The 22,830-nt window shown below is 72.3% G+C and carries 23 protein-coding genes; 16 read left to right on the top strand and 7 right to left on the bottom strand.

From position 1 onward, the window contains the following. Window positions 1–5 precede the first annotated feature (5 nt). Both ACP4E5_RS35125 and ACP4E5_RS35120 read right to left on the bottom strand, forming a co-directional pair. Window positions 6–596, bottom strand: coding sequence for a (2Fe-2S)-binding protein (locus tag ACP4E5_RS35125; RefSeq protein WP_425835872.1), 591 nt, complete (start codon window positions 594–596; stop codon window positions 6–8). Further along, window positions 593–1,453, bottom strand: coding sequence for an FAD binding domain-containing protein (locus ACP4E5_RS35120; RefSeq protein ID WP_425835870.1), 861 nt, complete (start codon window positions 1,451–1,453; stop codon window positions 593–595). The genes ACP4E5_RS35125 and ACP4E5_RS35120 overlap by 4 nt, the downstream gene beginning before the upstream one ends. A gap of 181 nt (window positions 1,454–1,634) precedes the next feature. Here ACP4E5_RS35120 and ACP4E5_RS35115 point away from each other — a divergent pair, with 181 nt between their 5' ends. Further along, a complete protein-coding gene (locus ACP4E5_RS35115) occupies window positions 1,635–2,762 on the top strand; it encodes a TetR/AcrR family transcriptional regulator (RefSeq protein ID WP_425835868.1) in 1,128 nt (375 codons plus the stop codon). Here ACP4E5_RS35115 and ACP4E5_RS35110 read toward each other — a convergent pair. Continuing rightward, complete coding sequence (locus tag ACP4E5_RS35110; RefSeq protein ID WP_425835866.1) at window positions 2,752–4,116, bottom strand: MFS transporter; 1,365 nt, start codon at window positions 4,114–4,116, stop codon at window positions 2,752–2,754. The genes ACP4E5_RS35115 and ACP4E5_RS35110 overlap by 11 nt on opposite strands. A 195-nt stretch (window positions 4,117–4,311) precedes the next feature. On the opposite strand from ACP4E5_RS35110, the gene ACP4E5_RS35105 reads away from it, so the two are divergent. From ACP4E5_RS35105 to ACP4E5_RS35035, 15 genes are all read left to right on the top strand, one after another. Then, window positions 4,312–5,796, top strand: coding sequence for an aldehyde dehydrogenase (locus tag ACP4E5_RS35105; protein ID WP_425835864.1), 1,485 nt, complete (start codon window positions 4,312–4,314; stop codon window positions 5,794–5,796). A gap of 23 nt (window positions 5,797–5,819) precedes the next feature. Beyond that, window positions 5,820–6,752, top strand: a complete 933-nt coding sequence (locus ACP4E5_RS35100) for a VOC family protein (protein WP_425835862.1) — start codon at window positions 5,820–5,822, stop codon at window positions 6,750–6,752. Next, window positions 6,749–7,543, top strand: a complete 795-nt coding sequence (locus tag ACP4E5_RS35095) for an aspartate dehydrogenase domain-containing protein (RefSeq protein ID WP_425835860.1) — start codon at window positions 6,749–6,751, stop codon at window positions 7,541–7,543. The genes ACP4E5_RS35100 and ACP4E5_RS35095 overlap by 4 nt, the downstream gene beginning before the upstream one ends. Then, window positions 7,540–8,310 carry an alpha/beta fold hydrolase gene (locus tag ACP4E5_RS35090; RefSeq protein WP_425835858.1) on the top strand — a complete coding sequence of 257 codons (771 nt, stop codon included), beginning with the start codon at window positions 7,540–7,542 and terminating at the stop codon, window positions 8,308–8,310. Before ACP4E5_RS35095 ends, ACP4E5_RS35090 begins: the two co-directional genes overlap by 4 nt. A 26-nt stretch (window positions 8,311–8,336) precedes the next feature. Then, window positions 8,337–8,858, top strand: a complete 522-nt coding sequence (locus tag ACP4E5_RS35085; protein ID WP_425835856.1) for a cupin domain-containing protein — start codon at window positions 8,337–8,339, stop codon at window positions 8,856–8,858. Beyond that, on the top strand, window positions 8,851–9,600 hold the full coding sequence (locus ACP4E5_RS35080) for an SDR family oxidoreductase (protein WP_425835854.1): 750 nt from the start codon (window positions 8,851–8,853) through the stop codon (window positions 9,598–9,600). Before ACP4E5_RS35085 ends, ACP4E5_RS35080 begins: the two co-directional genes overlap by 8 nt. A gap of 28 nt (window positions 9,601–9,628) precedes the next feature. Further along, a complete protein-coding gene (locus ACP4E5_RS35075; RefSeq protein WP_425835852.1) occupies window positions 9,629–10,408 on the top strand; it encodes an SDR family oxidoreductase in 780 nt (259 codons plus the stop codon). A 9-nt stretch (window positions 10,409–10,417) separates the two neighbouring features. Next, window positions 10,418–12,046, top strand: a complete 1,629-nt coding sequence (locus ACP4E5_RS35070; RefSeq protein WP_425835850.1) for a thiamine pyrophosphate-binding protein — start codon at window positions 10,418–10,420, stop codon at window positions 12,044–12,046. Between the two features lie 13 nt (window positions 12,047–12,059). Continuing rightward, on the top strand, window positions 12,060–13,001 hold the full coding sequence (locus ACP4E5_RS35065; RefSeq protein WP_425835848.1) for a PDR/VanB family oxidoreductase: 942 nt from the start codon (window positions 12,060–12,062) through the stop codon (window positions 12,999–13,001). Window positions 13,002–13,031: 30 nt separating this feature from the next. Then, entirely contained in the window at window positions 13,032–13,268 is a 237-nt protein-coding gene (locus ACP4E5_RS35060) for a recombinase-like helix-turn-helix domain-containing protein (protein ID WP_425835846.1), read from the top strand. A 6-nt stretch (window positions 13,269–13,274) separates the two neighbouring features. Then, a complete protein-coding gene (locus tag ACP4E5_RS35055) occupies window positions 13,275–14,273 on the top strand; it encodes a Rieske 2Fe-2S domain-containing protein (RefSeq protein ID WP_425835844.1) in 999 nt (332 codons plus the stop codon). A gap of 563 nt (window positions 14,274–14,836) precedes the next feature. Beyond that, window positions 14,837–15,289: an MFS transporter gene (locus ACP4E5_RS35050; protein WP_425835842.1), complete on the top strand. Its 453-nt coding sequence runs from the start codon at window positions 14,837–14,839 to the stop codon at window positions 15,287–15,289. A gap of 141 nt (window positions 15,290–15,430) precedes the next feature. Continuing rightward, window positions 15,431–16,396: a PAC2 family protein gene (locus ACP4E5_RS35045; protein WP_425835840.1), complete on the top strand. Its 966-nt coding sequence runs from the start codon at window positions 15,431–15,433 to the stop codon at window positions 16,394–16,396. Window positions 16,397–16,708: 312 nt separating this feature from the next. Continuing rightward, complete coding sequence (locus ACP4E5_RS35040; protein ID WP_425835838.1) at window positions 16,709–18,451, top strand: S8 family peptidase; 1,743 nt, start codon at window positions 16,709–16,711, stop codon at window positions 18,449–18,451. Window positions 18,452–18,494: 43 nt separating this feature from the next. After that, complete coding sequence (locus ACP4E5_RS35035; RefSeq protein WP_425835836.1) at window positions 18,495–19,136, top strand: hypothetical protein; 642 nt, start codon at window positions 18,495–18,497, stop codon at window positions 19,134–19,136. A 105-nt stretch (window positions 19,137–19,241) separates the two neighbouring features. Here the strand turns inward: ACP4E5_RS35035 and mshC are convergent, their stop codons facing one another. From mshC to ACP4E5_RS35015, 4 genes are all read right to left on the bottom strand, one after another. After that, window positions 19,242–20,471 (bottom strand): cysteine--1-D-myo-inosityl 2-amino-2-deoxy-alpha-D-glucopyranoside ligase, encoded by a 1,230-nt coding sequence (mshC, locus tag ACP4E5_RS35030; RefSeq protein ID WP_425835834.1) that lies wholly within the window; start codon window positions 20,469–20,471, stop codon window positions 19,242–19,244. A 146-nt stretch (window positions 20,472–20,617) separates the two neighbouring features. Further along, on the bottom strand, window positions 20,618–21,448 hold the full coding sequence (locus tag ACP4E5_RS35025; protein WP_425835832.1) for an SCO1664 family protein: 831 nt from the start codon (window positions 21,446–21,448) through the stop codon (window positions 20,618–20,620). Beyond that, complete coding sequence (locus ACP4E5_RS35020) at window positions 21,412–22,002, bottom strand: DUF3090 domain-containing protein (protein ID WP_425835830.1); 591 nt, start codon at window positions 22,000–22,002, stop codon at window positions 21,412–21,414. Before ACP4E5_RS35020 ends, ACP4E5_RS35025 begins: the two co-directional genes overlap by 37 nt. A 98-nt stretch (window positions 22,003–22,100) precedes the next feature. Beyond that, a complete protein-coding gene (locus tag ACP4E5_RS35015; RefSeq protein ID WP_425835828.1) occupies window positions 22,101–22,787 on the bottom strand; it encodes a histidine phosphatase family protein in 687 nt (228 codons plus the stop codon). Between the last annotated feature and the right edge of the window lie 43 nt (window positions 22,788–22,830).

The following is a 22,830-nucleotide window of genomic DNA, read 5'->3' as shown; positions in this document are numbered from 1 at the left end:
GGGGGTCACTTCCCTCGCGGTGCGTCGGTGGCGTGGCGGGTGTCGTGCGCGTCGCGGGTGTCGTACGTCTCGTCGAGGGCCCGGCCGAGCGCGCGGCGGATGCCCCGGTAGCCGGTGCAGCGGCAGAGGTGGCCGCTGAGCGCGTCGGCGACCTCCGTGTCGTCGGGCGGCTCGTCCTGTTCGGTCAGGGCCGTCGCCGTCATGAGGAAGCCGGGGGTGCAGAAGCCGCACTGCATGCCGTGGCACGCGTGGAAGGCCTCCTGCACCGGGGTGAGCGGCGCGTCCCCCGGGGCGAGCCCCTCGACGGTGCGCAGTTCGGCGCCCTCGCACTGCACGGCGAGTGTGAGGCAGGAGCGGACGGGGGTGCCGTCGACGAGCACGGTGCAGGCGCCGCACACGCCGTGCTCGCAGCCGACGTGCGTACCGGTGAGCCGGAGCCGGTCGCGCAGGAAGTCGCTGAGCAGCAGCCGCGATTCGACCTGGGCGGCGACGGGTTCGCCGTTCACGGTGAGCCGGATCTCGTGCCAGCCGGAGGGTTCGGCGAGCGGCGGTGTCCGAACGGGCGTGGGTGCGGGTCGGGGTGTCGTGGCGGTCATCGGATGCGCTCCCATGCGGTGGTGCAGGCGCGGGCGAGGAGGTGGGCGGCGGCCTCGCGGCGGTACGCGGCCGTGGCGTGGACGTCGTCGGAAGGGGAGAGGTGCGCGAGGGCGGCCTCGCGCGCGGCGTCGAGGGCGGCCGGGCCCGCGTCGGTGCCGGTCAGCGCCGCTTCGGCGGCGGGCAGCCGGACCGGGGTGGGTCCCGCGCCGCAGAAGACGACACGGGCCGCGCTCACCGTGTCACCCGAGCGTTCCAGCAGGACGGCGACGCCGACCGTGGCGAAGTCGCCGTGCCTGCGGGTCAGTTCCTCGAAGGCCCAGCCGCCGCGGCGGGCCGGGAACACGACCTCGGTGAGGAGTTCGTCCGGTTCCACGGCGGTCTGGAAGGTGGCGACGAAGAACTCCTCGGCTCCGACGGTGCGCTCCCCCGCCGGTCCGGCGATGACGAAGCGGGCGTCCAACGCCACGGCCGCGGTGGGGAGTTCGGCCGCCGGGTCGTGGTGGACGAGGCTGCCGCAGACGGTGCCGCGGGCGCGGATCTGCGGGTGCCCGATGTGACCGATCGCGGCGGCGAGCAGCGGCCAGCCGGCGCGGAGCCGCGGGTCGGCGGCCGCGGCGGACTGCCGGACGGCGGCGCCGACGCGCAACGCGCCCGACGCGTCGACGGAGAGCCCTCCGAGACCGGGGATGCGCGTGATGTCGACGAGGAGGCCGGGGCGGGCGAGCCGCATGCTCAGCATCGGGATCAGTGACTGGCCGCCGGCGACGACCTTGGGCTCGCGGTCCTCGTCGGCGAGCAGGGCGAGCGCCTCCGGGACGGAGCGCGGGGCGCTGTAGTCGAAGGGTGTCGGTTTCAAACCGTCTGCCACCAGGCCTCTCGGATCGGACGAGCCGTGCGGGTATACCTAAGGCCTGAAATGATTGATCGTGAAGTACCTTCTTGGCAAGAGCTTCGTGCATACCAGTATTTTCAACGGGAATCGTTTTGAACACCCGTGCATAAGCCTGCCCGTCCTCGGGCTCGACTACTGTTGGGCCGTGGACGCACAGCACGAGACGCAGGAGAGGCGGCGCGGCCGCTCCCACGACCCCGAGGGGAACCGGAGGGCCGTGCTCGAAGCGGCCCGGCGGCTGTTCGCGGCCCACGGGTACCAAGGCGTCGGCATCCGGGCGATCGCCACGGAGGCCGGGGTGACACCCGGCCTCGTCATGGCGTACTTCGGGTCCAAGGACGGGCTCTTCCGCGCCGTCGTCGGCGAGGGCACCGGCGTCACGGCCGCCCTGCTCGACGAGGCGGGCAACGATCCGGCGGGTCTCCCGGGGGCCCTCGCCCACTCCTACCTCGACCGCTGGGACCGGCTCTCCGCGCGGGACCCGCTGGCAGCGCTGATCCGCTCGGCGCTCAACCACCCGCCCAGCGCGGAACAGTTGAGCGAGCTCCTGGAGCGCCTGGTGACCGGACCCCTGCGGGGTGTGCTCGGCGACGGTCCCGATGCGGTGGCCCGGATCGGCATGATCCGCAGCGTCCTGTTCGGCGTCATCATGGAGCGCTATCTGTTCGCGCACGAGCCGGCCCGCTCGGTACCGACGGCCGACCTGGAACCGCTGCTCGCGGACGTACTGGCCACGGCGATCGGCACGCCCGCTGAGGGGGCCGACAAGCCGTCGCGGCCCGGGGACTCCCCGGCCACCGACGCCGACACCCGCGTCTTCGCCGCCCTCACCGACTGCGCGGCCCGCTACCGTACTCTGATCGGCCGCGTCGTCAAGCGGCACGGCATCGGCCTCGCCGCCTTCGACCTGCTCGCCGAGCTGCGCCGCGCCCCCGCCCCGCACCGCCGCACCATGGGCGAGCTCGCGGCGGCCGGTGCGGTCAGGGCCGGCGGGGTGACCCAGCACGCGGACCGGCTGGCGCGGGCCGGGCTCATCGAGCGGGAGCGGGACGACCGGGACCGGCGGATCGTGCATCTGCGGCTGAGCGAGGCGGGGCGGGCCCTGGTCGACCAGGTGGCCCAGGAGCGCACGGCGGGTGAGCGGGAGCTCCTCGACGGGCTGCGGCCGGACGAGCGGCGGGCCCTGCGGCACCTGTTGGGGACACTGGGCGAAGCCCTCACGGACCCGCCGGGCCCCGGCGCCCCGGCAGTCCCGCCGCCCGCTACGAGTTGAGTTCCTCCAGGGTCTTCCCCTTCGTCTCCACCGCGAACAGGGCGATCACCGCGCCCACGAGTGCCACGGCCGCCAACTGCGCGAAGACCAGGCCGAGTCCGGCGCCGGAGCCGATGATCGCGCCGACCGTGATCGGGCCGAGGATGACGCCGAGCCGGTTCCACAGGCCGCCGAAAGCCGCGCCGGTGGCCCGGTTCCGCGTCGGGTACAGCTCCGGCGAGTAGAGGTAGAGGCCCGCGTTGATCGCGTAGACGAAGAACGTCGTGCAGGACGCGAAGAGGGCGACCTGGATCCCCGATGTCACCCCGACCATGGCCAGGATCCCGAGGGTGAGCGCCGTGCCGCCGAGCGCGGCGACCAGCGCGGGGCGTCGCCCGATCCGGTCGATGACGAGCGCGACGACGAAGGTGCCTACCAGGCCGGTGATGTTGCTGAGCAGCGTGTAGACCAGCGCGGTCGTCAGGTCGAGGCCGAAGTTCTTGGTGTAGAGCGAGGGCAGCCACGTCGAAATGCCGTGGTTGACGTAGTACGCGACGAACCAGAGGCCGGACAGGACGGCGGTGCGGCGCAGATAGCGGCCGGTGAACAGGTCGCGAAGGCGGCCCCGCCCGGTCTCCGCCACGGGCGCCGGTCCGGGCTCCGGCAGCGGTTCGGCGACGGCCCGCTCGACCTCGCCCTCGATCCGGACGATGACCTGCTCGGCCTCCTCCAGACGCCCCTGGGAGAGCAGCCAGCGCGGCGACTCGGCGACATGCTTGGGCAGCGCCACGGCGATCAGGACGGGCAGCGCGCCGAGCACGAACATCGCGCGCCAGCCCAGGTTCGGCACGACCCACACCGCGACGAGGCTGGCGGCCGCGAGCCCCGCCGGGAAGATCATCTCGTAGAGCAGGACGAAGCGACCGCGCTTGTCGGAGCGGGAGATCTCGTTGATGTACGTGGCCGCGACCGGGACGACGCCGCCGATGCCGAGCCCCTGGACGAAGCGGAAGAGCGAGAACAGCTCGATCCCGTTCGACGTGGCGACGGCGAGGCTGGCGAGGCCGGTGATCGCGACGCCGAGCGCCACCGTGCGCACCCGGCCGATCCGGTCCCCCAGCCAGCCGGCGACCAGCGCGCCGAGCAGCATGCCGACCGATCCGGTGGTGACCGCGAAGGTCGCCTGCCCCGTGCTCAGGTGCCAGTCCTTGATCAGGACGGGCAGTGCGGAGGCGGCCAGGAGCTGGTCGAAGGCCTCGAAGAACGTCACGGCGCCGATCAGGAAGCGCACCTTGACGTGCCAGCGGGAGTGCGGCAGTCGTTCGAGTCTGGCCGCGATCGAGCCGTGGGCCTGTTGACCAGCCACAGTCGTCATGGGAGGGGTCCTTCCGCAAGGTGAATGCGGCGACACTAGAAGCCAACTCCTAAGCGGTCAATGGTTAGGCGCTTAGGGATGTGGAGGTTTGGCGATCCTCAACTCGTCCCGCGTCGAACCCTTGCGGAGAAACATTTAAGCGCTTAGATTTCTAGCGCCTGAGCAAATCCACCCCGATCCGCCGGAGGTCCCGCCGTGCCTCAGCACCCCACCGAAATCCTTGTCGCGGGCCAGTGGCGACGCGGCTCCGGTGCCCCGCTCGACACGGTCGACCCCGCCACCGGACAGGTGCTCGCCACGCTGCACACCGCGTCCGCCGAAGAGGTCGACGAGGCCGCGCGGGCTGCGGCAGCGGCCGCCGCGGACCCGGCCTGGCGCGAGCTGCTCCCCCATCAGCGGGCCCGACTCCTCTACCGCATCGCGGAGTTGACGGAGGAGAGCGCCGACGAGCTGGCCGCGACGCAGACCGCCGACACCGGCAAGACCCTCACCGAGACGAAGGCGCTCGCGCTCAGCGCGGCCGGCACCTTCCGCTACCTGGCCGCGACCCTGGAGACCGCCGAGGAGGCGATCACCCCCTCGCGCGGCCCGTACGTCACGATGAGCGTGCACGAGCCGATCGGCGTGGTCGGGGCGATCAACCCGTGGAACTCGCCGGTCGCCAGCGACGCGCAGAAGATCGCGCCCGCCCTGGCCGCGGGCAACGCGGTGCTGCTCAAGCCGGCCGCCTGGACCCCGCTGGTCTCCCTGAAGCTCGGCCGGATCATCACGCGGGCCCTCACCGAACTCGGCCTGCCCACCGCCCTGTTGTCGGTTCTCCCGGGCAGCGGCCGGGTCGTCGGCGACGCCGTCGTCAAGCACCCACTGGTCGGCCGGATCGGCTTCACCGGCGGCACCGAGACCGGCCGCTCCATCGCCGGGATCGCCGCGCGCAAGCTGACCCCGGCCTCCCTGGAGCTGGGCGGCAAGTCGCCGACGATCGTGCGGGCCGACGCGGACGTCGAACAGGCCCTCGCGGGCGTGATGTTCGGGATCTTCTCGTCCAGCGGGCAGTCATGCATCGCGGGTTCGCGCCTGTTCGTGCACGCGTCGCTGTACGAGTCGTTCGTCGGTGAACTCGTATCCCGCGTACGGACGTTGCGGGTCGGACCCGGCACCGATCCCGACACCCAGGTCGGCCCGCTCGTCCACCACAAGCACCGCGACTCGGTCGCCGCCTACGTCGACCTCGCCCGCTCCGAGGGCGCCGAGGTGCTGTGCGGCGGCGCGGCGCCCGAGGGCCCCGCGTACGAGGACGGCGCGTACTACCTGCCCACCGTCCTCGCCGGCCTCGCGAACGGCTCCCGGACCTGCCAGGAGGAGATCTTCGGCCCGGTCCTGGTGGTCCTCCCCTACGACGACGAGGACGACCTGGTCCGCCAGGCCAACGACTCCGTGTACGGCCTCGCCTGCGGGATCTGGACCCGCGACCACCGGGCCGCCTGGAACCTGGCCCGCCGAATCGACGCGGGCACCGTGTGGATCAACACGTACAAGCAGTTCAGCGCGTCCACCCCGTTCAGCGGGATGAAGGACAGCGGCCTCGGCACCGAGAAGGGACGCGCCGCCATCCGCGCCTACCAACGCCAGAAGTCCCTGTACTGGGGCACGTCCGAAGCCCCGCTCCCCTGGGCCAACTGACCACCCCCGCAACGGAGTTCCGCATGCCCCACCCATCCCGTCCCCCGATCGCCCGGCTGCGCGCGCTGCGCTCCGTCGAGCTGCTCACCCCCTCGTTCGCCGAGGCCACCGACTTCTACGAGGAGGCGTGGGGCCTGGAGGTCGTCGAGTCCGAGCACAGCGCGAGCTGGCTGCGCGGCACCGGCCAGCAGCACCACGCCCTCCAGCTCACCCGCTCCGAGCGCACCGGCCTCGGCCGCCTCGTGTTCGCCGTCGCCACCCCCGCCGAGATCGACGAGGCGGCGCGCCGCCTGGAGGCCCGCGGCATCGTGCCGGTAGCCGGGCCCGGACCGCTCGACCAGGTCGGCGGCGGCTACGGACTGCGGTTCCACGACCACGAGGGCCGGCTCGTCGAGCTGTCCGCCGAGACGTGGGCGGTCGCCCCGCGCGGGCAGCAGGCGGCGGTGCCGGTCGGTGTCACGCACGCGGTGCTCAACACCCCCGACATCGACGCCGCCGTCGCCTTCTACTGCGACGTCCTCGGCCTGCGCGTGTCCGACTGGTCCGAGCATCAGATGGCGTTCCTGCGCTGCAACGCCGACCACCACTGCATCGCGTTCAACCAGGCCGAGTGGGTGTCCCTCAACCACGTGGCGTACGAGATGAGTTCGGTCGACCACTTCATGCGCGGGCTCGGCCGGCTCCGCCACCACGGCATCGTCCCGAAGTGGGGCCCGGGGCGGCACGGGCCCGGCAACAACACCTTCTCGTACTTCACCGACCCGACCGGGCTCGTCTGCGAGTACACGTCCGAGGTCGCGCAGATCGTCGAGGACCGGTGGATCGCCAAGGTGTGGCGGCGGGTGCCCGAGCTGTCCGACCTGTGGGGCACGGCGGGCGCGCCGTCGAAGGAGATCCGCTGTCACATGGCCGGTTCGCCGGAGTCCCCGGTCCTGCCGGAAGGAGTACGGAAATGAGCACGCTGAAGGTCGGACTCGTCGGCTGGGGCGCCATCGGCCGCGTCGTCGGCACCGCGCTCGCCAGGCAGGACGTCCGGGGCGCCGAGCTGACGTGCCTCGTCGACAACCGGCCGCTCGGTGAGGCGGCGCCCGCGCCGCAGGTGACCTTCGAGGAGGCCATCGAGCGCTGCGACCTGATCGTCGAGGCGGCGGGTCAGGGTGTCGTACGGGAGTGGGGCGAGCACGTCCTCACGTCCGGCACCGATCTGCTGGTGGCCTCGACCGGGGCCCTCACCGACGACGAGCTGGCCAAGCGGCTGCTCGCCGCGGGGCCGGGCCGGGTGTACTTCACGGGCGGCGCCGTCGGCGGCCTCGACCTCCTCCAGGCCGTGCGGGCCCTGGGGCCGATCGAGGACGTCCGGCTGACCACCACGAAGCTGCCCTCCACCCTCGAACAGCCGTGGATGGGCGAGGAGTTGCTGGGCCGGATGCGCTCGGCGACCGGGCCCGTCGTGGTCATGTCGGGCACGGCGCGCGACGTTCCGGTGAAGTTCCCCAAGTCGACGAACGTGGCCGCCTCGGTCGCCCTCGCCGTCGGCGACCTGGACGCTGTGCGGGTCGAGGTCGTCGCCGATCCGGGGGCCACGCGCACCCGGCACGTGATCGAGGCGTCCGGGGAGCACGGCACGTACCGCTTCGAGGTCGCGCACCGGCCCGACCCGGGCAACCCCGCGACCAGCCAGGTCGTGCCGTACGCGGTACTGCGGTCGGTGGCCGCGCTCGCCGGGCGTTCGGGGCAGATCCTGTGACCGCGATCCATGTGGAAGAAGCGGGTACCGAAGGCCCCCTGCTGCTGTGCCTGCACGGGATCGGCTCCTCGTCGGCCGCGTTCGCGCCGCAGCTCGAAGAGCTCGCCCCGTACGCCCGGGTCGTCGCCTGGGACGCGCCCGGCTACGCCAAGTCGGCCGATCCGGAAGGCCCGTTGGACCTCGACGGGTTCGCGGACGCCGCGGCGGAGCTGATCCGCTCGTACGGCCCCTCGGCGCACGTCCTCGGTGTCTCGTGGGGCGGTGTCATCGCCCTGCGGCTCGCGACCCGGCACCCTTCGCTCGTCGACTCGCTGATCGTCGCCGACTCCAGCGCGGGTTCCGGCACCGACGAGGCGAAGGCCGCCGGGATGCGGGCCAGGGCCGAGGAGTTGGCCTCGCTCGGGCCGCGCGCGTTCGCCGAGCGGCGCGGGCCGCGCCTGGTGTCCGACCTGGCACCGGAAACCCTCGTCGAGCGAGTCGTCGACACCATGGCCGGCTCCGTGCGGCTGCCCGGCTACGGGTACGCCGCCGAGGCCATGGCGGGCGCGGACCTGCGCCCCGAACTGTCCGCCGTCACCGCACCCACCCTCGTGATCTGCGGCGACCGCGACCGGGCCACCGGCGTCGAGGCCTCCCAGGTCCTCGCCGGCGGCCTGCACAAGACGGCCTACGTGATCGTCAAGGACGCCGGTCACCTGGCCAACCAGGAACAGCCCGAGCGCTTCAACGCCTGGGTCCTGTCCCACCTGCACATCGTCACTGCCTGACCACTGCCTATCTAAGGACGCACACCATGCCTCTGACCACCACCGAGTACGACAACGGCGGCGACCTCGGCAAGTACACCGACTCGCTGATCGCGTCGAAGGAGTCCCGCGTCGCCGACTTCGACACGCTGTCCTTCCAGGAGAAGGCGGGCAAGCAGTACCGCCGCGGCCAGATCCGCTACGTCGGCTCCGGCGCCACCGGCAACCACGAGAGCGACAGCCGCATCCTCCCGTCCGGCGGCTTCACCTTCTCCAACATGCTGCTGCCGCCCGGCGCCGAGGGCCCGGCCCACACCCACCACGACGTGGAGGAGGCCTTCTTCGTCCTGGAGGGCGAGGTCCGCGTGGGTGTGCACCGCGGCCCGGACGAGGTCGAGTACCGCACCCTCGGCTACCGCGACATGATCGTGGTGCCCGCCGGTGTGACCCGCTCGCTGAAGAACGAGGGTGACACCGACGCCCTGTTCTGCGTGGTCATCGGCACACAGAAGCCGCAGGTGCCGTCGTACCCCGAGTACTCGCCGATGCACGGCGTCACCCGTGACTGACGCGCGTGACGCGCGCACGGTCGTCGTGACCGGGGCGGGCCGTGGCCTCGGACTTGCCATGGCCCGCCGGGCCGGCGCGGACGGCTTCCGGGTCGTCCTCGCCGAGCTCGACCCCGAGCGCGGCGCCCGGGCCGCCGAGGAGCTGCGCGGCGAGGGACACGACGCGCACTTCGTACGCTGCGACGTCGCGGACCCGTCGTCTGTCGACGAACTTGCGTCATTCGTACGGGACTTGGGCGGGCTCTACGGTCTCGTCAACAACGCCGCCCTCGCGAACGGCGTCGGCGGCAAGGAGTTCCAGGACATCGACATCGAGGCCTGGGACCGCCTGATGACGGTGAACGCGCGCGGCCCGTGGCTGGTGTCCAAGGCGTTGCACCCGCTGTTCGGCCCGGCCGGACGCATCGTCAACATCGCCTCGGACGCGGCCCTCTACGGCTCTCCGCGGCTCGCGCACTACATCACGTCGAAGGGCGCGGTCATCGCCCTCACCCGCGCGATGGCACGGGAACTGGGCGAGCGGGGCATCACCGTGAACGCCCTCGCGCCGGGCCTCACCGAGTGCGAGGCGACCGAGACGGTCCCGGAGGAGCGGCACGGTCTTTACGCCGCGAACCGGGCGATCTCCCGGCCGCAGCAGCCCGACGACCTCACGGGCCTCGCCTCCTTCCTCCTCTCCGAGGAGTCCCGCTATCTGACCGGACAGATGATCGCCGTCAACGGCGGCTTCACCATGAACTGACCCAACTCCCCTACTGGAGCACCGAGTTATGGATCTGGGCCTCGCCGACCGGACCTACGTGGTCACCGGAGGCAGCTCGGGCGTCGGCCTGGCCACGGTCCGCGCCCTCCTCGACGAAGGCGCGAACGTCGCCACCTGCGGGCGCGACGCCGACCGCCTGAAGAGGGCCGGCACGCACGACCGCCTCTTCACCGCGACGTGCGACGTCCGCGACGCCGACGCCGTACGCGACTTCGTCCGCGCGTCCGCCGCGGCCTTCGGCGGCGACCGCGTCGACGGCCTCGTGAACAACGCGGGGCAGTCCCGCATGAAGCGCCTCGACGACACGACCGAGGACGACTGGCGCGACGAGCTGGAGCTGAAGTTCGCGGGCGTGCTGCATCCGCTGGAGGCGGCGCGGGAGCATCTGCGGGCGTCCGACGCGGCCTCCGTCGTCAACGTCAACGCGGTGCTCGCCAAGCAGCCCGAACCGCGTCTGATCACGACGAGCGCCGCCCGCGCCGGCATCCTCAACCTCTCGAAGTCCCTGTCCCAGGAGCTGGCTTCCGACGGCATCCGGGTCAACTCGGTCTGCCTGGGCCTCATCGACACCGGGCAGTGGACGCGCCGGCACGCCGCCGCGGACTCCGGGATGAGTTACGAGGACTGGCAGGCGGAGCTGGCCGCCGACCGCGGCGTCTCGCTCGGCCGGCTCGGCCGCGCCGAGGAGGTCGCCTACGCGATCCTCACGCTGCTCTCGCCCCGCGCCTCGTACATCACCGGGACCGCCATCGACGTCTGCGGCGGCGTCGGCCGCGGCATTCTCTGAGGAGTTCGCATGCGATACGCCAACGGTGGAGATCTCCTCGTCGCCGTCCTGAAGGAACTCGGCATCGACACGGTCTTCGGGATCGTCTCCGTGCACAACCTGCCGCTGGTCGAGGCCGTCGACCGCGAGCTGCGCTTCGTACCGGTCCGGCACGAGGCCAGTGCGGTGAACGCCGCCGACGCGTACGGCCGGGCCCGCGGCACGATCGGCTGCGCGCTCACCTCGACCGGCACCGGCGCCGGAAACGCGGCCGGTTCGCTGATCGAGGCGCTCGCCTCCGGCACGTCCGTGCTGCACGTCACCGGGCAGGTCGAGGCCGAATTCCTGGGCAGCGGGCGGGGGTTCATCCACGAGACGAAGAACCAGCTCGGCATGCTCGACGCCGTCTCGGCGTTCGCGGCCACGGTGCGCTCCGCCGATGAGGCTGGCGACGTGCTGCGGTCCGCCGCGCGTGCGGCGCTGGCCGCGCCGGGCGGCCCGGCGAGCGTGGAGTGGCCGATCGACCTCCAGTACGCGGCCCAGACGGACACCCAAATGGCCGTCGCGCCGACAGTGACATCGACCCCGACAGACCAACTTGCCTCCGCCGCCCAGCTGTTGGCGACCGCCGAGCGTCCCCTCATCTGGGCCGGCGGCGGCGCCACCCGCGCCGGCGCCGAGCTCACCGCGCTCGTCGAGGCGACCGGCGCCGGGCTGCTCACCTCCAACTCAGGGCGCGGCGCCGTACCCGAGGACCACCCGCAGGTCATCGGCAACTTCGCGACGACGCCGGCCGCGCGGGCCCTGCTCGCCGAGGCGGACGTGCTGCTGACGGTCGGCACGCACTTCCGGTCCAATGAGACCGCCGACTACGCCCTGAAGCTCCCGGACGCCGACCGGCACATCCAGATCGACGTCGACGCCGCCGCCCTCGGCCGCGTCTACCCGGCCGCGCACACCGTGCACGCCGACGCCGCCGACGCCCTGACCGCCCTGCTCCCGCACGCCCGCCCCGCCGAGCCCTCGTGGACCCGCCGGATCAGGGACGTACGCGCGGAGGTGCGGGCCACGCTGCACGACAACATCGGCCCGCAGGCGGCCATCTGCGACGCGCTGCGCGCCGTGCTGCCGCGCGACGCGGTCGTCGCCCGTGACGTCACCATCCCGTCCAGCAGCTGGGGCAACCGGCTCCTGGAGATGTACGACCCCCGCTCCAACGTCTTCCCGCGCGGCGGCGGCATCGGGCAGGGCCTCGGCATGGGCATCGGCGCCGCGCTCGCGGACCCCGAGCGGCCCGCCGTCGTCATCGCGGGCGACGGCGGCCTCGCCGTACACCTCGGCGAACTGCTCACCGTCGCCCAGGAACGCCCCCGCCTCACCGTCCTGGTCTTCAACGACGGCGGCTACGGCGTACTGCGCAACATGCAGGACCGCTACAGCGAGCGCCGCTCCGGCGTCGACCTCGCCACGCCCGACTTCGAACTCCTCGCCCGCGCCTGCGGGTTGCCCTATCTGCGGATCGCCGACGCCGAGCACGCGCGGCCGGTGATCGAGCAGGCCGTCGGCGCCGAGGGGCCGACGCTCGTCGAGGTCGACCTGGCCGCACTCGGCCCGATGAAGAACCCGTTCACCCCGCCCGTGAAGATCCCCGGCGCGTAAGGAGGCCAGCACCATGACCGAAGAGCGTCGCCTTGATCTGTTGGTCCGGCGGATGACCTGGGAGGCCGAGGGCGTCCTGTCCGTCGAGCTGACCCATCCCGACGGCAAGCCACTGCCCGCCTGGGAGCCCGGCGCGCACCTCGACGTGCACGTCGGCGGGCAGGTGCGCCAGTACAGCCTGTGCGGCGACCCGTCCGACGGCGGCACGTACCGTGTCGGAGTCCTCAACGAGCCGTCCTCGCGCGGCGGTTCGCGGCACGTGCACACCAAGCTGCGGCCCGGCCAGCTCGTCACCGTTTCGGAGCCGCGCAACCACTTCGTGCTGGAGGACGCCCCCGCGTACGTGTTCATCGCCGGCGGCATCGGTGTCACGCCGATCCTCGCGATGGCACGGGAGGCCGCCCGGCGCGGCGCCGACTGGCGCATGGTGTACGGCGGCCGCGGCAGGGCGTCGATGGCGTTCACCGAGGAACTGGCCTCGCTCGGCGGCGATTTGACCCTCGTACCGCAGGACGAGCAGGGGCACATCGACCTCGACGCGACGCTCGCCGGGCTGCCCGAAGGGGCGCTCGTCTACTCCTGCGGGCCCGAGCCGCTGCTCGTCGCCGTCGAGGAACGCTGCCCGGGTGACCGGCTCCGCCTGGAGAGGTTCGCCGCGCCCGTCGTCGAACGGTCCGCGGACGACGGCGAGTTCGAGGTCGAGTGCCGCGCCTCGGGACGGACCCTCACCGTCGGCGCCGACACCTCGATCCTGGAGGCCGCCGAGACCGCCGGCATCGACGTCGCCAGCTCGTGCCGCGACGGCATCTGCGGCTCCTGCGAGACCCGCGTCATCGAAGGCGCCCCCGAACACCGCGACTTCCTCCTGTCGGAAGCCGAGCACGCCGCGAGCGCCTCGATGATGATCTGCGTCTCGCGCTGCGCGGCCGGCTCCCGCCTCGTACTGGACCTGTAACCGCCCTCCTGAGATCCGTAGGAGCCACTCATGAGCAGCACCGAGACCACCGACTGGCCGTACCTGGAGATCCACCAGTCCCGCGACCACGAGCCGAGCCCGTACGAGTTCAAGCTCGCGGCCACGCTCGAAGAGGTCTTCACCAAGGTCGGCCATGAACTCACCGATGTCGTCAGCGGGCTGAATGCCCGTCAGGTCCCCGCCCCCGACGGGGCGCCGTGGACCGAGGAATCCTTCCGCGCCGAGATGCACCGACTGGGAGCGTGACACACCATGGCTCTGACCGCCGACAAGATCTACGCGACCGGCCTGCGCAACCAGTGGCACCCGGTCGTCCCGTCCTCCTTCGTCGCCCCCGGCGCGATGCGCAAGGTCACCGTCCTCGGCGAGCAGTGGCTGCTGTTCCGCCGCTCCGACGGCACGCTGAGCATGCTCGCCGACCGCTGCCCGCACCGCGGCGCGCCGCTCTCCCTCGGCAAGCACCTGGGTGACCGGGTGGCCTGCTGGTACCACGGCGTAGAGGTCGAGACCGACGGCACGGTCTCCTCCGTGCCGGGCCTTCCCGGCTGCAATCTGGAGGGAAAGAAGCTCGTCACCTCGCTGCCCGTGCGCGAGGTCTCCGGCGCCGTCCTCGCCTACTTCGGCGACGAAAAGCACCCGGAACCGGCCGAGTTGACGCTCCCCGAGCCGCTCACCGACCCCGACACCGAAGCGATCCTCTGCTACGCCGAGTGGAACGTGCCGTGGCGCTACGGCGTCGAGAACCTGCTCGACCCGATGCACGGGCAGTTCCTGCACCACGACTCCCACACGATGTTCGACGGTGACACCACCGCCAAGTTCCGCATCCGCGAGACCGACCGCGGCTACTTCTTCGAGAAGACCGACCAGCGGGGCGTGAACTTCGACTGGGTGGAGCTGTGCCGCACGGGCGTGGACTGGGTCGACCTGTCGATCCCCTACCCGCCGTCGGCGGGCCCCGGCGGTCCCTTCGGCATCGTCGGCATGGTCCGTCCGGTCGACGAGGGTCGCTGCGCGGTCTTCTTCTGGCGCTACCGCAAGGTCCAGGGCTGGCAGCGGGACACCTGGCGGTTCCTCTACAAGACTCTGATCGAGAAGCGGCACTGGGAGGTCCTGGAACAGGACCGCGAAATGCTGGAGGCCATGCCGTCCGACGCCGACCAACAAGAAAACCTGTACCAACACGACCTGGGCGTGGTCCGGCTCCGTCGCATGTACCGCGCCGAGGCCGAGGCACAGGCGTCCACCTGACCACGGCCGTCCTGGGGCGCCACCGCCTCGGGGCGCCGCCACCTCGGGCCGCCACCTTGGGATGCCACCGCCCTCGGGGTGCCGCCGCCCCGGGCCGCCACAGCCTTGGGCAGCCGCCACCTCGGACCGCCACCGCCTCAGGGTGCCGCCGCCTCGGGCCGCCACCGCCTCAGGGTGCCGCCGCCTCGGGCCGCCGCCGCCTTGGGCAGTCTGCCGCCTGGGGCGGCAGGGTGGGCAAGGCGGCACCCCGGCGCGGGCAGCGCCCACGGTCGACCCCCACCCCGACGGCGTTGCGGCCACGGGGCGCTGCCCCGGACCCCGCTGCTCAATCGCCGCAGGGGCTTGAAATGCCCGCACCCGCCGCCTCCCAGGGCTACGCGGTCAGCTCGATGGGGGCGTCGTTCGGCACGGCCCCGGACCTGCCCGTTCCTCGCCCTCGCGGCGCTGAACGCGGTGATCGGCCTTCCGCTGATCCTGCTGTTCGTACGGGGACGCGGGGTGCGCGGCACCGCCGAGCGGCCGGGCTTCGGGGCCACGCTGAGGGGCACGCTGCCCCGTTCCTGATGTCACTGGTGTCCGGGTTGCTCGACCGGCTGCCGCGGAGGCGGCTCGCGCTGCCGTTCGTGGTGGGGGCGACCGGCACCGCCGTCTGCGTGCTGCTGGTCGCCCGCGCGGACAGCGACGCGGCGGCGGCCACCGGTCTGATCCTGGCCGGCGGTTTCTGGGGCCTGCAAGGACCGGCCATCCCCACCCTCGTCCAGCACTGCGCGCCCGCCCACCTCGTCGGCAGCGCCTACGGCGTCGTCAACGGAGTCGGCAACCTCGTGTCGGCGTTCATGCCCACGCTCATGGGCGTCGCCATCGCGGCAAGCCGCGGCCACGGCTTCGGCGCCGGATTCACCCTCCTCGCCGGCGCCCAGGCGCTGACCCTGGTGTGCGGGGCATGGCTGCTGGTCAGGCCGATCCCCGAGGCACCCGCCACCGAACCCGACACCGCACGCCTCGCGCGCACCTGACGACTGCCCCACGGTGGAGTGGACCACTCCACCGTGGGGCAGTGTTGGGGGCAGTCCGCGCCCACAAGGGGGCTGCGGAGGGCCCCCGCCGACGCCGTAAGGTGGGCAGGTACGCGAGGGCACGTCGGAAGGAGGCACTGGGTGATCGAGCTCGAGGGGGTTCCCGAGCTGGTCGACCCGGTCATGGTGGCCGCGTTCGAGGGCTGGAACGATGCCGGCGACGCCGCCTCCACCGCGGTCGCGCATCTCGACAAGGAGTGGAAGGGCGAGGTGTTCGCGGCGCTGGACGCCGAGGACTACTACGACTTCCAGGTCAACCGGCCCACCGTCTTCGTCGAGGACGGCGTGCGAAAGATCACATGGCCGACGACGCGGCTGTCGGTGATCCGAATCGGCGGGGACAAGCCGCGCGACCTCGTCCTGGTCCGGGGCATCGAGCCGTCCATGCGCTGGCGCTCGTTCTGCAACGAGCTGCTCGGCTTCGCGCACGAGCTGGGCGTCGAACTCGTCGTCGTCCTCGGCGCGCTGCTCGGCGACACCCCGCACACCCGGCCCGTCCCGGTCAGCGGCGTCACGTCCGACGCGGACCTGGCTTCGCGGATGAACCTGGAAGAGACCAAGTACGAGGGGCCTACGGGCATCGTCGGCATCCTCCAGGAGGCCTGCACGCACGCCGGCGTCCCCGCGGTCTCCCTGTGGGCGGCCGTTCCGCACTACGTGTCGCAGCCGCCGAACCCGAAGGCGACGCTGGCCCTCCTCAACCGTCTGGAGGACCTGATCGACCTGCGCATCCCGCTCGGCGAGCTGGCCGAGGACGCGCGGGCCTGGCAGTTGGGCGTGGACCAGCTGGCGGCCGAGGACAGCGAGGTCGCCGAGTACGTGCAGTCCCTGGAGGAGGCCCGCGACACCGCGGAGCTGCCCGAGGCCTCCGGCGAGGCCATCGCCCGCGAGTTCGAGCGCTATCTGCAGCGCCGCGACCCGGGCGCCGCGCCGGGCGGTCACGCGACGGACGGCGGCGACGGCTCCTCGCACCTGCGCGACAACCCGAGCGGCAGGACCAGGCCGCCGAAGCCGCCGCGCCCGGAGGGCGACGACAGCGACGAATAGCCGCGCGGCACGCAGCAACCGCGGAGGGCGGGGCGCCGAGCGCCCCGCCCTCCGTCGTGCCCGCACCCGTCGCGTCCGCCCCGTCCTACCCACGTTCCGAGTCTGGCCGGTTTGGGGCGTGACAGTTGTTTCCGGCCGAATTGATGGCAGTTGCAGGGGGTTCCCCATTCAACTTGTTTTCAAACGCAGTTGGCCGGCGGGGGCTGGACGGACGGGCATCGGCGTAGCAGGGTGAGCCCCGACGAGCCGCAAGGAAACACACGGCACAAGCAGACCCGTACGACCTGAAGTGGCGAGGGGAGCTGTGGACCGATGACCGACCAGCACGCAAGCCCGGCGCAGGGGCCGGGAGCGGCCGGGCCGGGACCGGACGGATCCGGTTTCACGTATCGCGGGGCGGAAGAGGAACTGATCGTCGTGGCGCGGCCGGAGGCCCGCCTGCGCGTCCAGGCCGACGGTGTGCGTTCCGCCGCCGGAGCCGACGTATCGGCGCTGAACATGTTCCTCGGAGACGAACAACTCGCTCTTGAACCGCTGTTCGGCGGCGAGGAGCGCGTCCAGGGAGCCGACGAGGCACCCGGAGCCGACGTGCCGGACCTGGCGCTGTTCTACCGGGTGCGCGGCGGGGCCGAGCGGGCGCAGGAGCTGCGGTCGCGGATCGCGGCGCTCCCGGAGATCGACACGGCGTACGTGAAGCCGGGCGCGGTGCCCGCGGCGCGCGCGTCGTCCCCGGAGAACTTCGAGGAGGCGCGGCGGCTGAAGGAGAAGACGGCCGCGACGCCCGACTACACGGGCCGCCAGGGCTACTTGGGCCCCGCGCCCGCCGGCATCGACGCGCAGTGGGCGTGGCGGCGGCTCGGCGGCAGCGGCGAGGGCGTCACCGTCATCGACGTGGAGGGCGCCTGGCAGTTGGGGCACGAGGACCTGTCGGCGAAGCTCGCGGGCATCGTGGTCGGCACGCCGATCGCGGATGTGGCCTGGCGCAATCACGGCACCGCGGTCCTCGGCGTGATCGGCGGCGACCGCAATGAGCGCGGCATCACCGGCATCGTGCCTGAAGCGGTGACGGCCGCGGCCTCGTTCCAGGGCGTGGGCACGGCCGCGGCGATCCACGCGGCGGCCGAACGGCTGAGCCCCGGCGACGTGATCCTGATCGAACTGCACCGCCCGGGGCCGCGGTTCGACTTCGAGCCGCGCGACGACCAGCGCGGCTACATCGCCCTGGAGTGGTGGCCCGACGACTTCGCGGCCGTCAAGTACGCGACGGCGAAGGGCATCGTGGTCGTGGGCGCGGCGGGCAACGGCGCCGAGTCCCTCGACGACGCCGTGTACGAGCGGCGGCCCGACGAGTTCCCGACGTGGTGGCACAACCCGTTCAACCCGTCGAACCGCTCGTCGGACGCGGTCCTCGTCGGCGCGGGCGCCCCGCCTCCGGGCACTCACGGCCGCGACCACGGCCCGGACCGCTCGCGCCTCTCGTTCTCCAACTACGGTGCCCGCGTGGACGCCCAGGGCTGGGGCCGCGAGGTCACCACCACCGGCGGCTCCTGGAACCTGCCCGGCGATCTGCAGGGCGGCACCGAGGAGATCGCCTGGTACACCGACACCTTCTCCGGCACCTCGTCCGCCTCCCCGGTGGTCGTCGGCGCGCTGACCGCCCTCCAGGGCATGCTCAGGGCAGGCGGTCAGCGCCCGATGACATCGCAGCGGGCACGCGAGGTACTCCGGGCGACCGGCTCACCACAGCAGGACGCCCCCGGCCGGCCCGCCTCGCAGCGGATCGGCAACCGGCCCGACATCAAGGGAGCGGTCACCAACCTGCTTCCCTCGACGGTCGGTTCGGGCCAGGCGGAGCGGTACTGGGACGAGCTGATCCCGTACCCGGCCGAACTCCCGCCCCGGTTGCGCCTGTTCGTGGCGGGGGCCTGGCGCAATCTGAACAACCCGTCCCCCGAGACCCGCCAGGCGGTGCACACCGCCTTCGCGGGGGGACGGCCCGACGTACGTGTGTGGTTCTCGGACGACGAGGTCGTCGGCCTGGTCGTCACGGGCTGAAGGAACGGATCGCAACCAACCATTGATGGAAGGTGGCACCCGCATGAGCATCACCCCCCAGATGGGCCAGCAGGGACAGCAGTTCCCGAGCACCTCGCCCTACCAGCAGCAGGGCCTGGGCCAGCAGCAGCCGTTCGGGCAGCAGATGCAACAGCCTTTCGGCCAGCAGTCGTACGGTCAGCAGGGTTACGGGCAGCAGCCCCAGGGCCAGGAGCAGCTCCAGCAGCAGCTCCAGCAGCTCGGCCAGCAGCAGCCGTACCAGCAGCTGCTGCAGCAACTCGGCGGACAGCAGCAGTCGTTCGGCCAGCAGCACGGCCAACAGCAGTACGGCCAACAGCAGTACGGGCAGCAGCAGGACCAGCAGGGTCAGCAGATGGAGCAGCAGACGCAGCAGCAGCTGCAGCAGGTCCAGCTGTCCGCGATCCAGCAGGCCCATCAGCAGGTGCAGCAGCAGGCCCTGGTCGCCGGTGTCGCGAACGGCTTCATCGACATCGTCCAGCCGCTGCCGGGCCAGCCGAGCCAGATCTTCCTGCGCATCAACAACCAGTTCCGGGTCCTCAACAACCCGACCCCGCAGGCGCACGACGAGATCCAGGAGGCCTTCGCTTTCGGCCACCAGGTCGTCGGCGTCTGGGACACGGGGTCGCCGAGCATCCTGCGCAGCGTACGGGTGCAGCGCGTCTGACCAGTCCGATCAGGAGGTGACCGCCGCCCACCCGGCGGCGCACAAGGAAAAGGGGCGCCTCCCCGCAGGGGGAGGCGCCCTCTGTGCTGCACGGAAAGGGGTTTGCTACAGCGCCACGCCCAGCAGGGCGTCCACGGCACGCGATACGACGCCGGGGGCGCCCTCGTCCTTGCCGCCGTCGGTCGACTGGGTCTCGGCCCAGCGGTCGACGGCGGTCAGCGCGGCGGGCGCGTCCAGGTCGTCGGCGAGCGCCTCGCGGATCTCCTCGACGAGGGCCTCGGCGGACGGGCCGTCGGGGCGGGAGACGGCGGCGCGCCAGCGGTCGAGGCGGGCCACGGCGTCGGCGAGCACCTGGTCCGTCCACTCCCAGTCGGAGCGGTAGTGGTGGGCGAGGAGCGCGAGCCGGATGGCGGCGGGGTCGACGCCTTCGCGCCGCAGCGCGGAGACGAACACCAGGTTGCCCTTGGACTTCGACATCTTCTCGCCGTCGAGCCCGACCATGCCGGCGTGCACGTACGCCTTGGCCATCGGGAACTCGCCGGTGAGCGCCTGGGCGTGCGAGGCGCCCATCTCGTGGTGCGGGAAGGCGAGGTCCGACCCGCCGCCCTGGACGTCGAAGCCCATGCCGAGGTGGTCGAGGGCGATGGCGACACACTCGATGTGCCAGCCGGGGCGCCCCTGGCCGAGCGAGCCGCCGTCCCAGCTGGGCTCGCCGTCGCGGGCGGCCATCCACAGCATCGGGTCGAGCGGGTTCTTCTTGCCCGGACGGTCCGGGTCGCCCCCGCGCTCGGCGGAGAGCAGCCGCATCGCGGCGGCGTCGAGGTTCGAGACGGACCCGAAGTGCGGGTCGGCCTCGACGGAGAAGTAGGTGTCGCCCTCGAGCTCGTAGGCGGCACCGGAGTCACGCAGTCGTTCGACGAGCGGCACGATGCCGGGTATCGCCTCGACGGCGCCGATGTAGTGCTGCGGCGGCAGCATCCGCAGGGCGGTCATGTCCTCACGGAAGAGGGCGGTCTCCTTCTCGGCGAGACCTTCCCAGTCGATGCCGTCACGCACGGCCCGCTCCAGCAGAGGATCGTCGACGTCCGTCACGTTCTGGACGTAGTGAACCTGCCGCTTGGTGTCGAGCCACACGCGCTGCACGAGGTCGAACGCGTTGTAGGTCGCCGCGTGACCCATGTGGGTCGCGTCGTACGGCGTGATGCCGCACACGTAGATACGGGCGACGGGACCGGGGTCAAGGGTGACGAGCCCACCGGTCGCGGTGTCGTGGATCCGGAGGTCGCGGCCCTTGCCGGGCAGGGCGGGGACCTCAGAAGCGGGCCAGGCATGCATGCCTTGAGCGTAACCGGACGGTGCTTCCGGATACGAACCGGACCAGGCTCAATGGCCGAAGTCGCCCTCTTGCGTGATCTTGCACGGGGCGCTAGACGGGGGTCCGGGGCAGAGCCCCGCGACCGCACCGCCGTCCCGGCCGCTCGCTACACCGGCGGCCAGGGAATCGCGGGCCAGTCCCCGCCGGGCTCCCGGTGCCGCCCGCTCTTCAGGAGACCCGCGACCCGCTCCCGTACGGCCTCCAGCTCGGCCGCGGTGATCAGCTCGCCCAGCCGGACGGCGAGCGGCTCGCCCGCGCCCAGGGCCGTGCGCAGCGCCTCCAGGGCGGTCGTGGCCTCCTCGGTCAGCGGCTCCCCCGCCCAGCCCCAGAGCAGCGTGCGCAGCTTGTCCTCGGCGTTGAACGTCACACCGTGGTCGATGCCGAACAGGTGCCCCTCGGCGTCGACGAGCAGGTGCCCGCCCTTGCGGTCGCCGTTGTTGATCACGGCGTCGAGCACCGAGAGGCGGCGCAGGCGGGCGTCGTCGGCGTGCACCAGCAGCGCCGTGCGGCCCTCGCCGACCTCGGCGAAGCCGATGGCCTTCCAGCCCTCCCCCGGCTCCTCACCGTCGACGAGGGCGAGCAGTTCGTGGTCGTCCCCGGGCTCCTCGGGGGTGTCGATCCACAGCTGGCACATGCCCTCGCCGTACGGCCCGTCGCGCAGCACGGTGGGCGGCACGAGGCCCCAGCCGAGCGCCTCGGAGACCTCGTACGCGGCGACCTCGCGCCGCGCCAGGTTCCCGTCGGGGAAATCCCACAGGGGGCGCTCGCCGCGCACCGGCTTGTAGACGCAACGGGCCTCGCGGCCCTCGTGTGTGACGGTGCACACCAGCACCGCGTTCGAGGCCTCGCGGATCTGTCCCTCGACGTTCAGCTCACCGAAGGTGAGCAGGTCCCGGTCGCTCACGCGTCGCGCCGGTATCCGTTCTGGCGCGGACATACGTGTCCCTCCGGGTCGAGCGGCAGGCTGCACAGCGGGCACGGCGGGCGGCCCGCGTTCACGACGTCCAGGGCGCGCTTGGCGAAGGCGCGGGCCTGGGGTCCGGTGAGGCGGACGCGGAGCATCGGCGGACCGTTCTCCTCGTCCTGGAGCAGCTTCTCCTCGGCCTCCGCCAGGTCGTCCTCGGACTCGGCGTCCAGCTCCACGAGGGCCTGCGCCTCGACGATCATGCGCTGTTCGTCGCCGTCCCACGCGAGTGCCATGGTGCCGACGCGGAACTCCTCCTCCACGGGCGCCTCCAGCGGCGCCGTGTCGGAGACCTCGCTGGGGGCCACGGCGGGCACCGGGGCATTGCCGCCGCTGCGCCGCACGACCTCGTCGAGCAGTTCGTCCATGCGCTCGGCGAGCGCGGCCACCTGGGTCTTCTCCAGGGACACGCTGGTGACCCGGGGTCCTGCGGTGGCCTGCAGAAAGAAGGTGCGGCGCCCGGGGAGCCCGACCGTACCGGCCACGAACCGCTCCGGAGGGTCGTAGAGGAACACCTGACGGGACACGTCCTGTCTCCATGGGATCGGGATCGACTGTCTTGAACCGGTCATGGGCGACCGGGCCGACTGTGCTTACGGCTGCTTCACCCTACTGCGGCCGACGATCACGGTGCGCCCGCGCCGCCCCCGACCGCCGCATCGCCCCCCTGCGGCGCCTCACGCGGCGCCAGGGACGCGAAGTCACCGGTGTCCCCGAGGCGTACGAGAAAGGGGCGCAGCCGTGTGTAACGGATCGCCGTGATGGAACACGGCTCTACGGAGATCCGTTGAAAGAGGTCCAGATGCAGCCCGATGGCGTCCGCGACAAGGGACTTGATGATGTCGCCGTGCGAACACATCACATAGGCGGCGTCCTCGCCGTGCTCGCGCTCCACGCGCGCGTTCCACTCACGTACCGCCTCGGCGGCCCGGTGCTGCATCTGCCGCATCGATTCCCCTCCGGGGAACGCCGCGGCGGTCGGATGCTGCTGCACGACCTTCATCAGCGGTTCGTCGGCCAGCTCGGCGAGCTTGCGGCCGGACCAGTCCCCGTAGTCGCACTCACTGATGCCCTCGTCGGTCCGCAGGGTCAGCTCCGGGCGGGCGGCGAGCAGCGGCGCGACGGTCTCCCGGCAGCGCTGGAGCGGGCTGGAGACGATCTCGGCGAGGGGCAGGTCCGCCAGGCGCTCGGGCAGCCGCGCGGCCTGCTCGGCGCCGCGCTCGTCGAGCGCCACCCCGGGCGTCCGCCCGGCGAGCACTCCCGCGGTGTTGGCGGTGGAACGTCCGTGCCGGACGAGGATCAGCGTGGGCATGAGCCCCACCCTAGGCATACGACGACGTGCGGCAGTGCCGGGT

The organism is Streptomyces fractus, from assembly GCF_049844455.1.
GTDB classification, from domain to species: Bacteria; Actinomycetota; Actinomycetes; order Streptomycetales; family Streptomycetaceae; genus Streptomyces; species Streptomyces fractus.
This window is presented reverse-complemented; position numbering and strand designations above follow the sequence as displayed.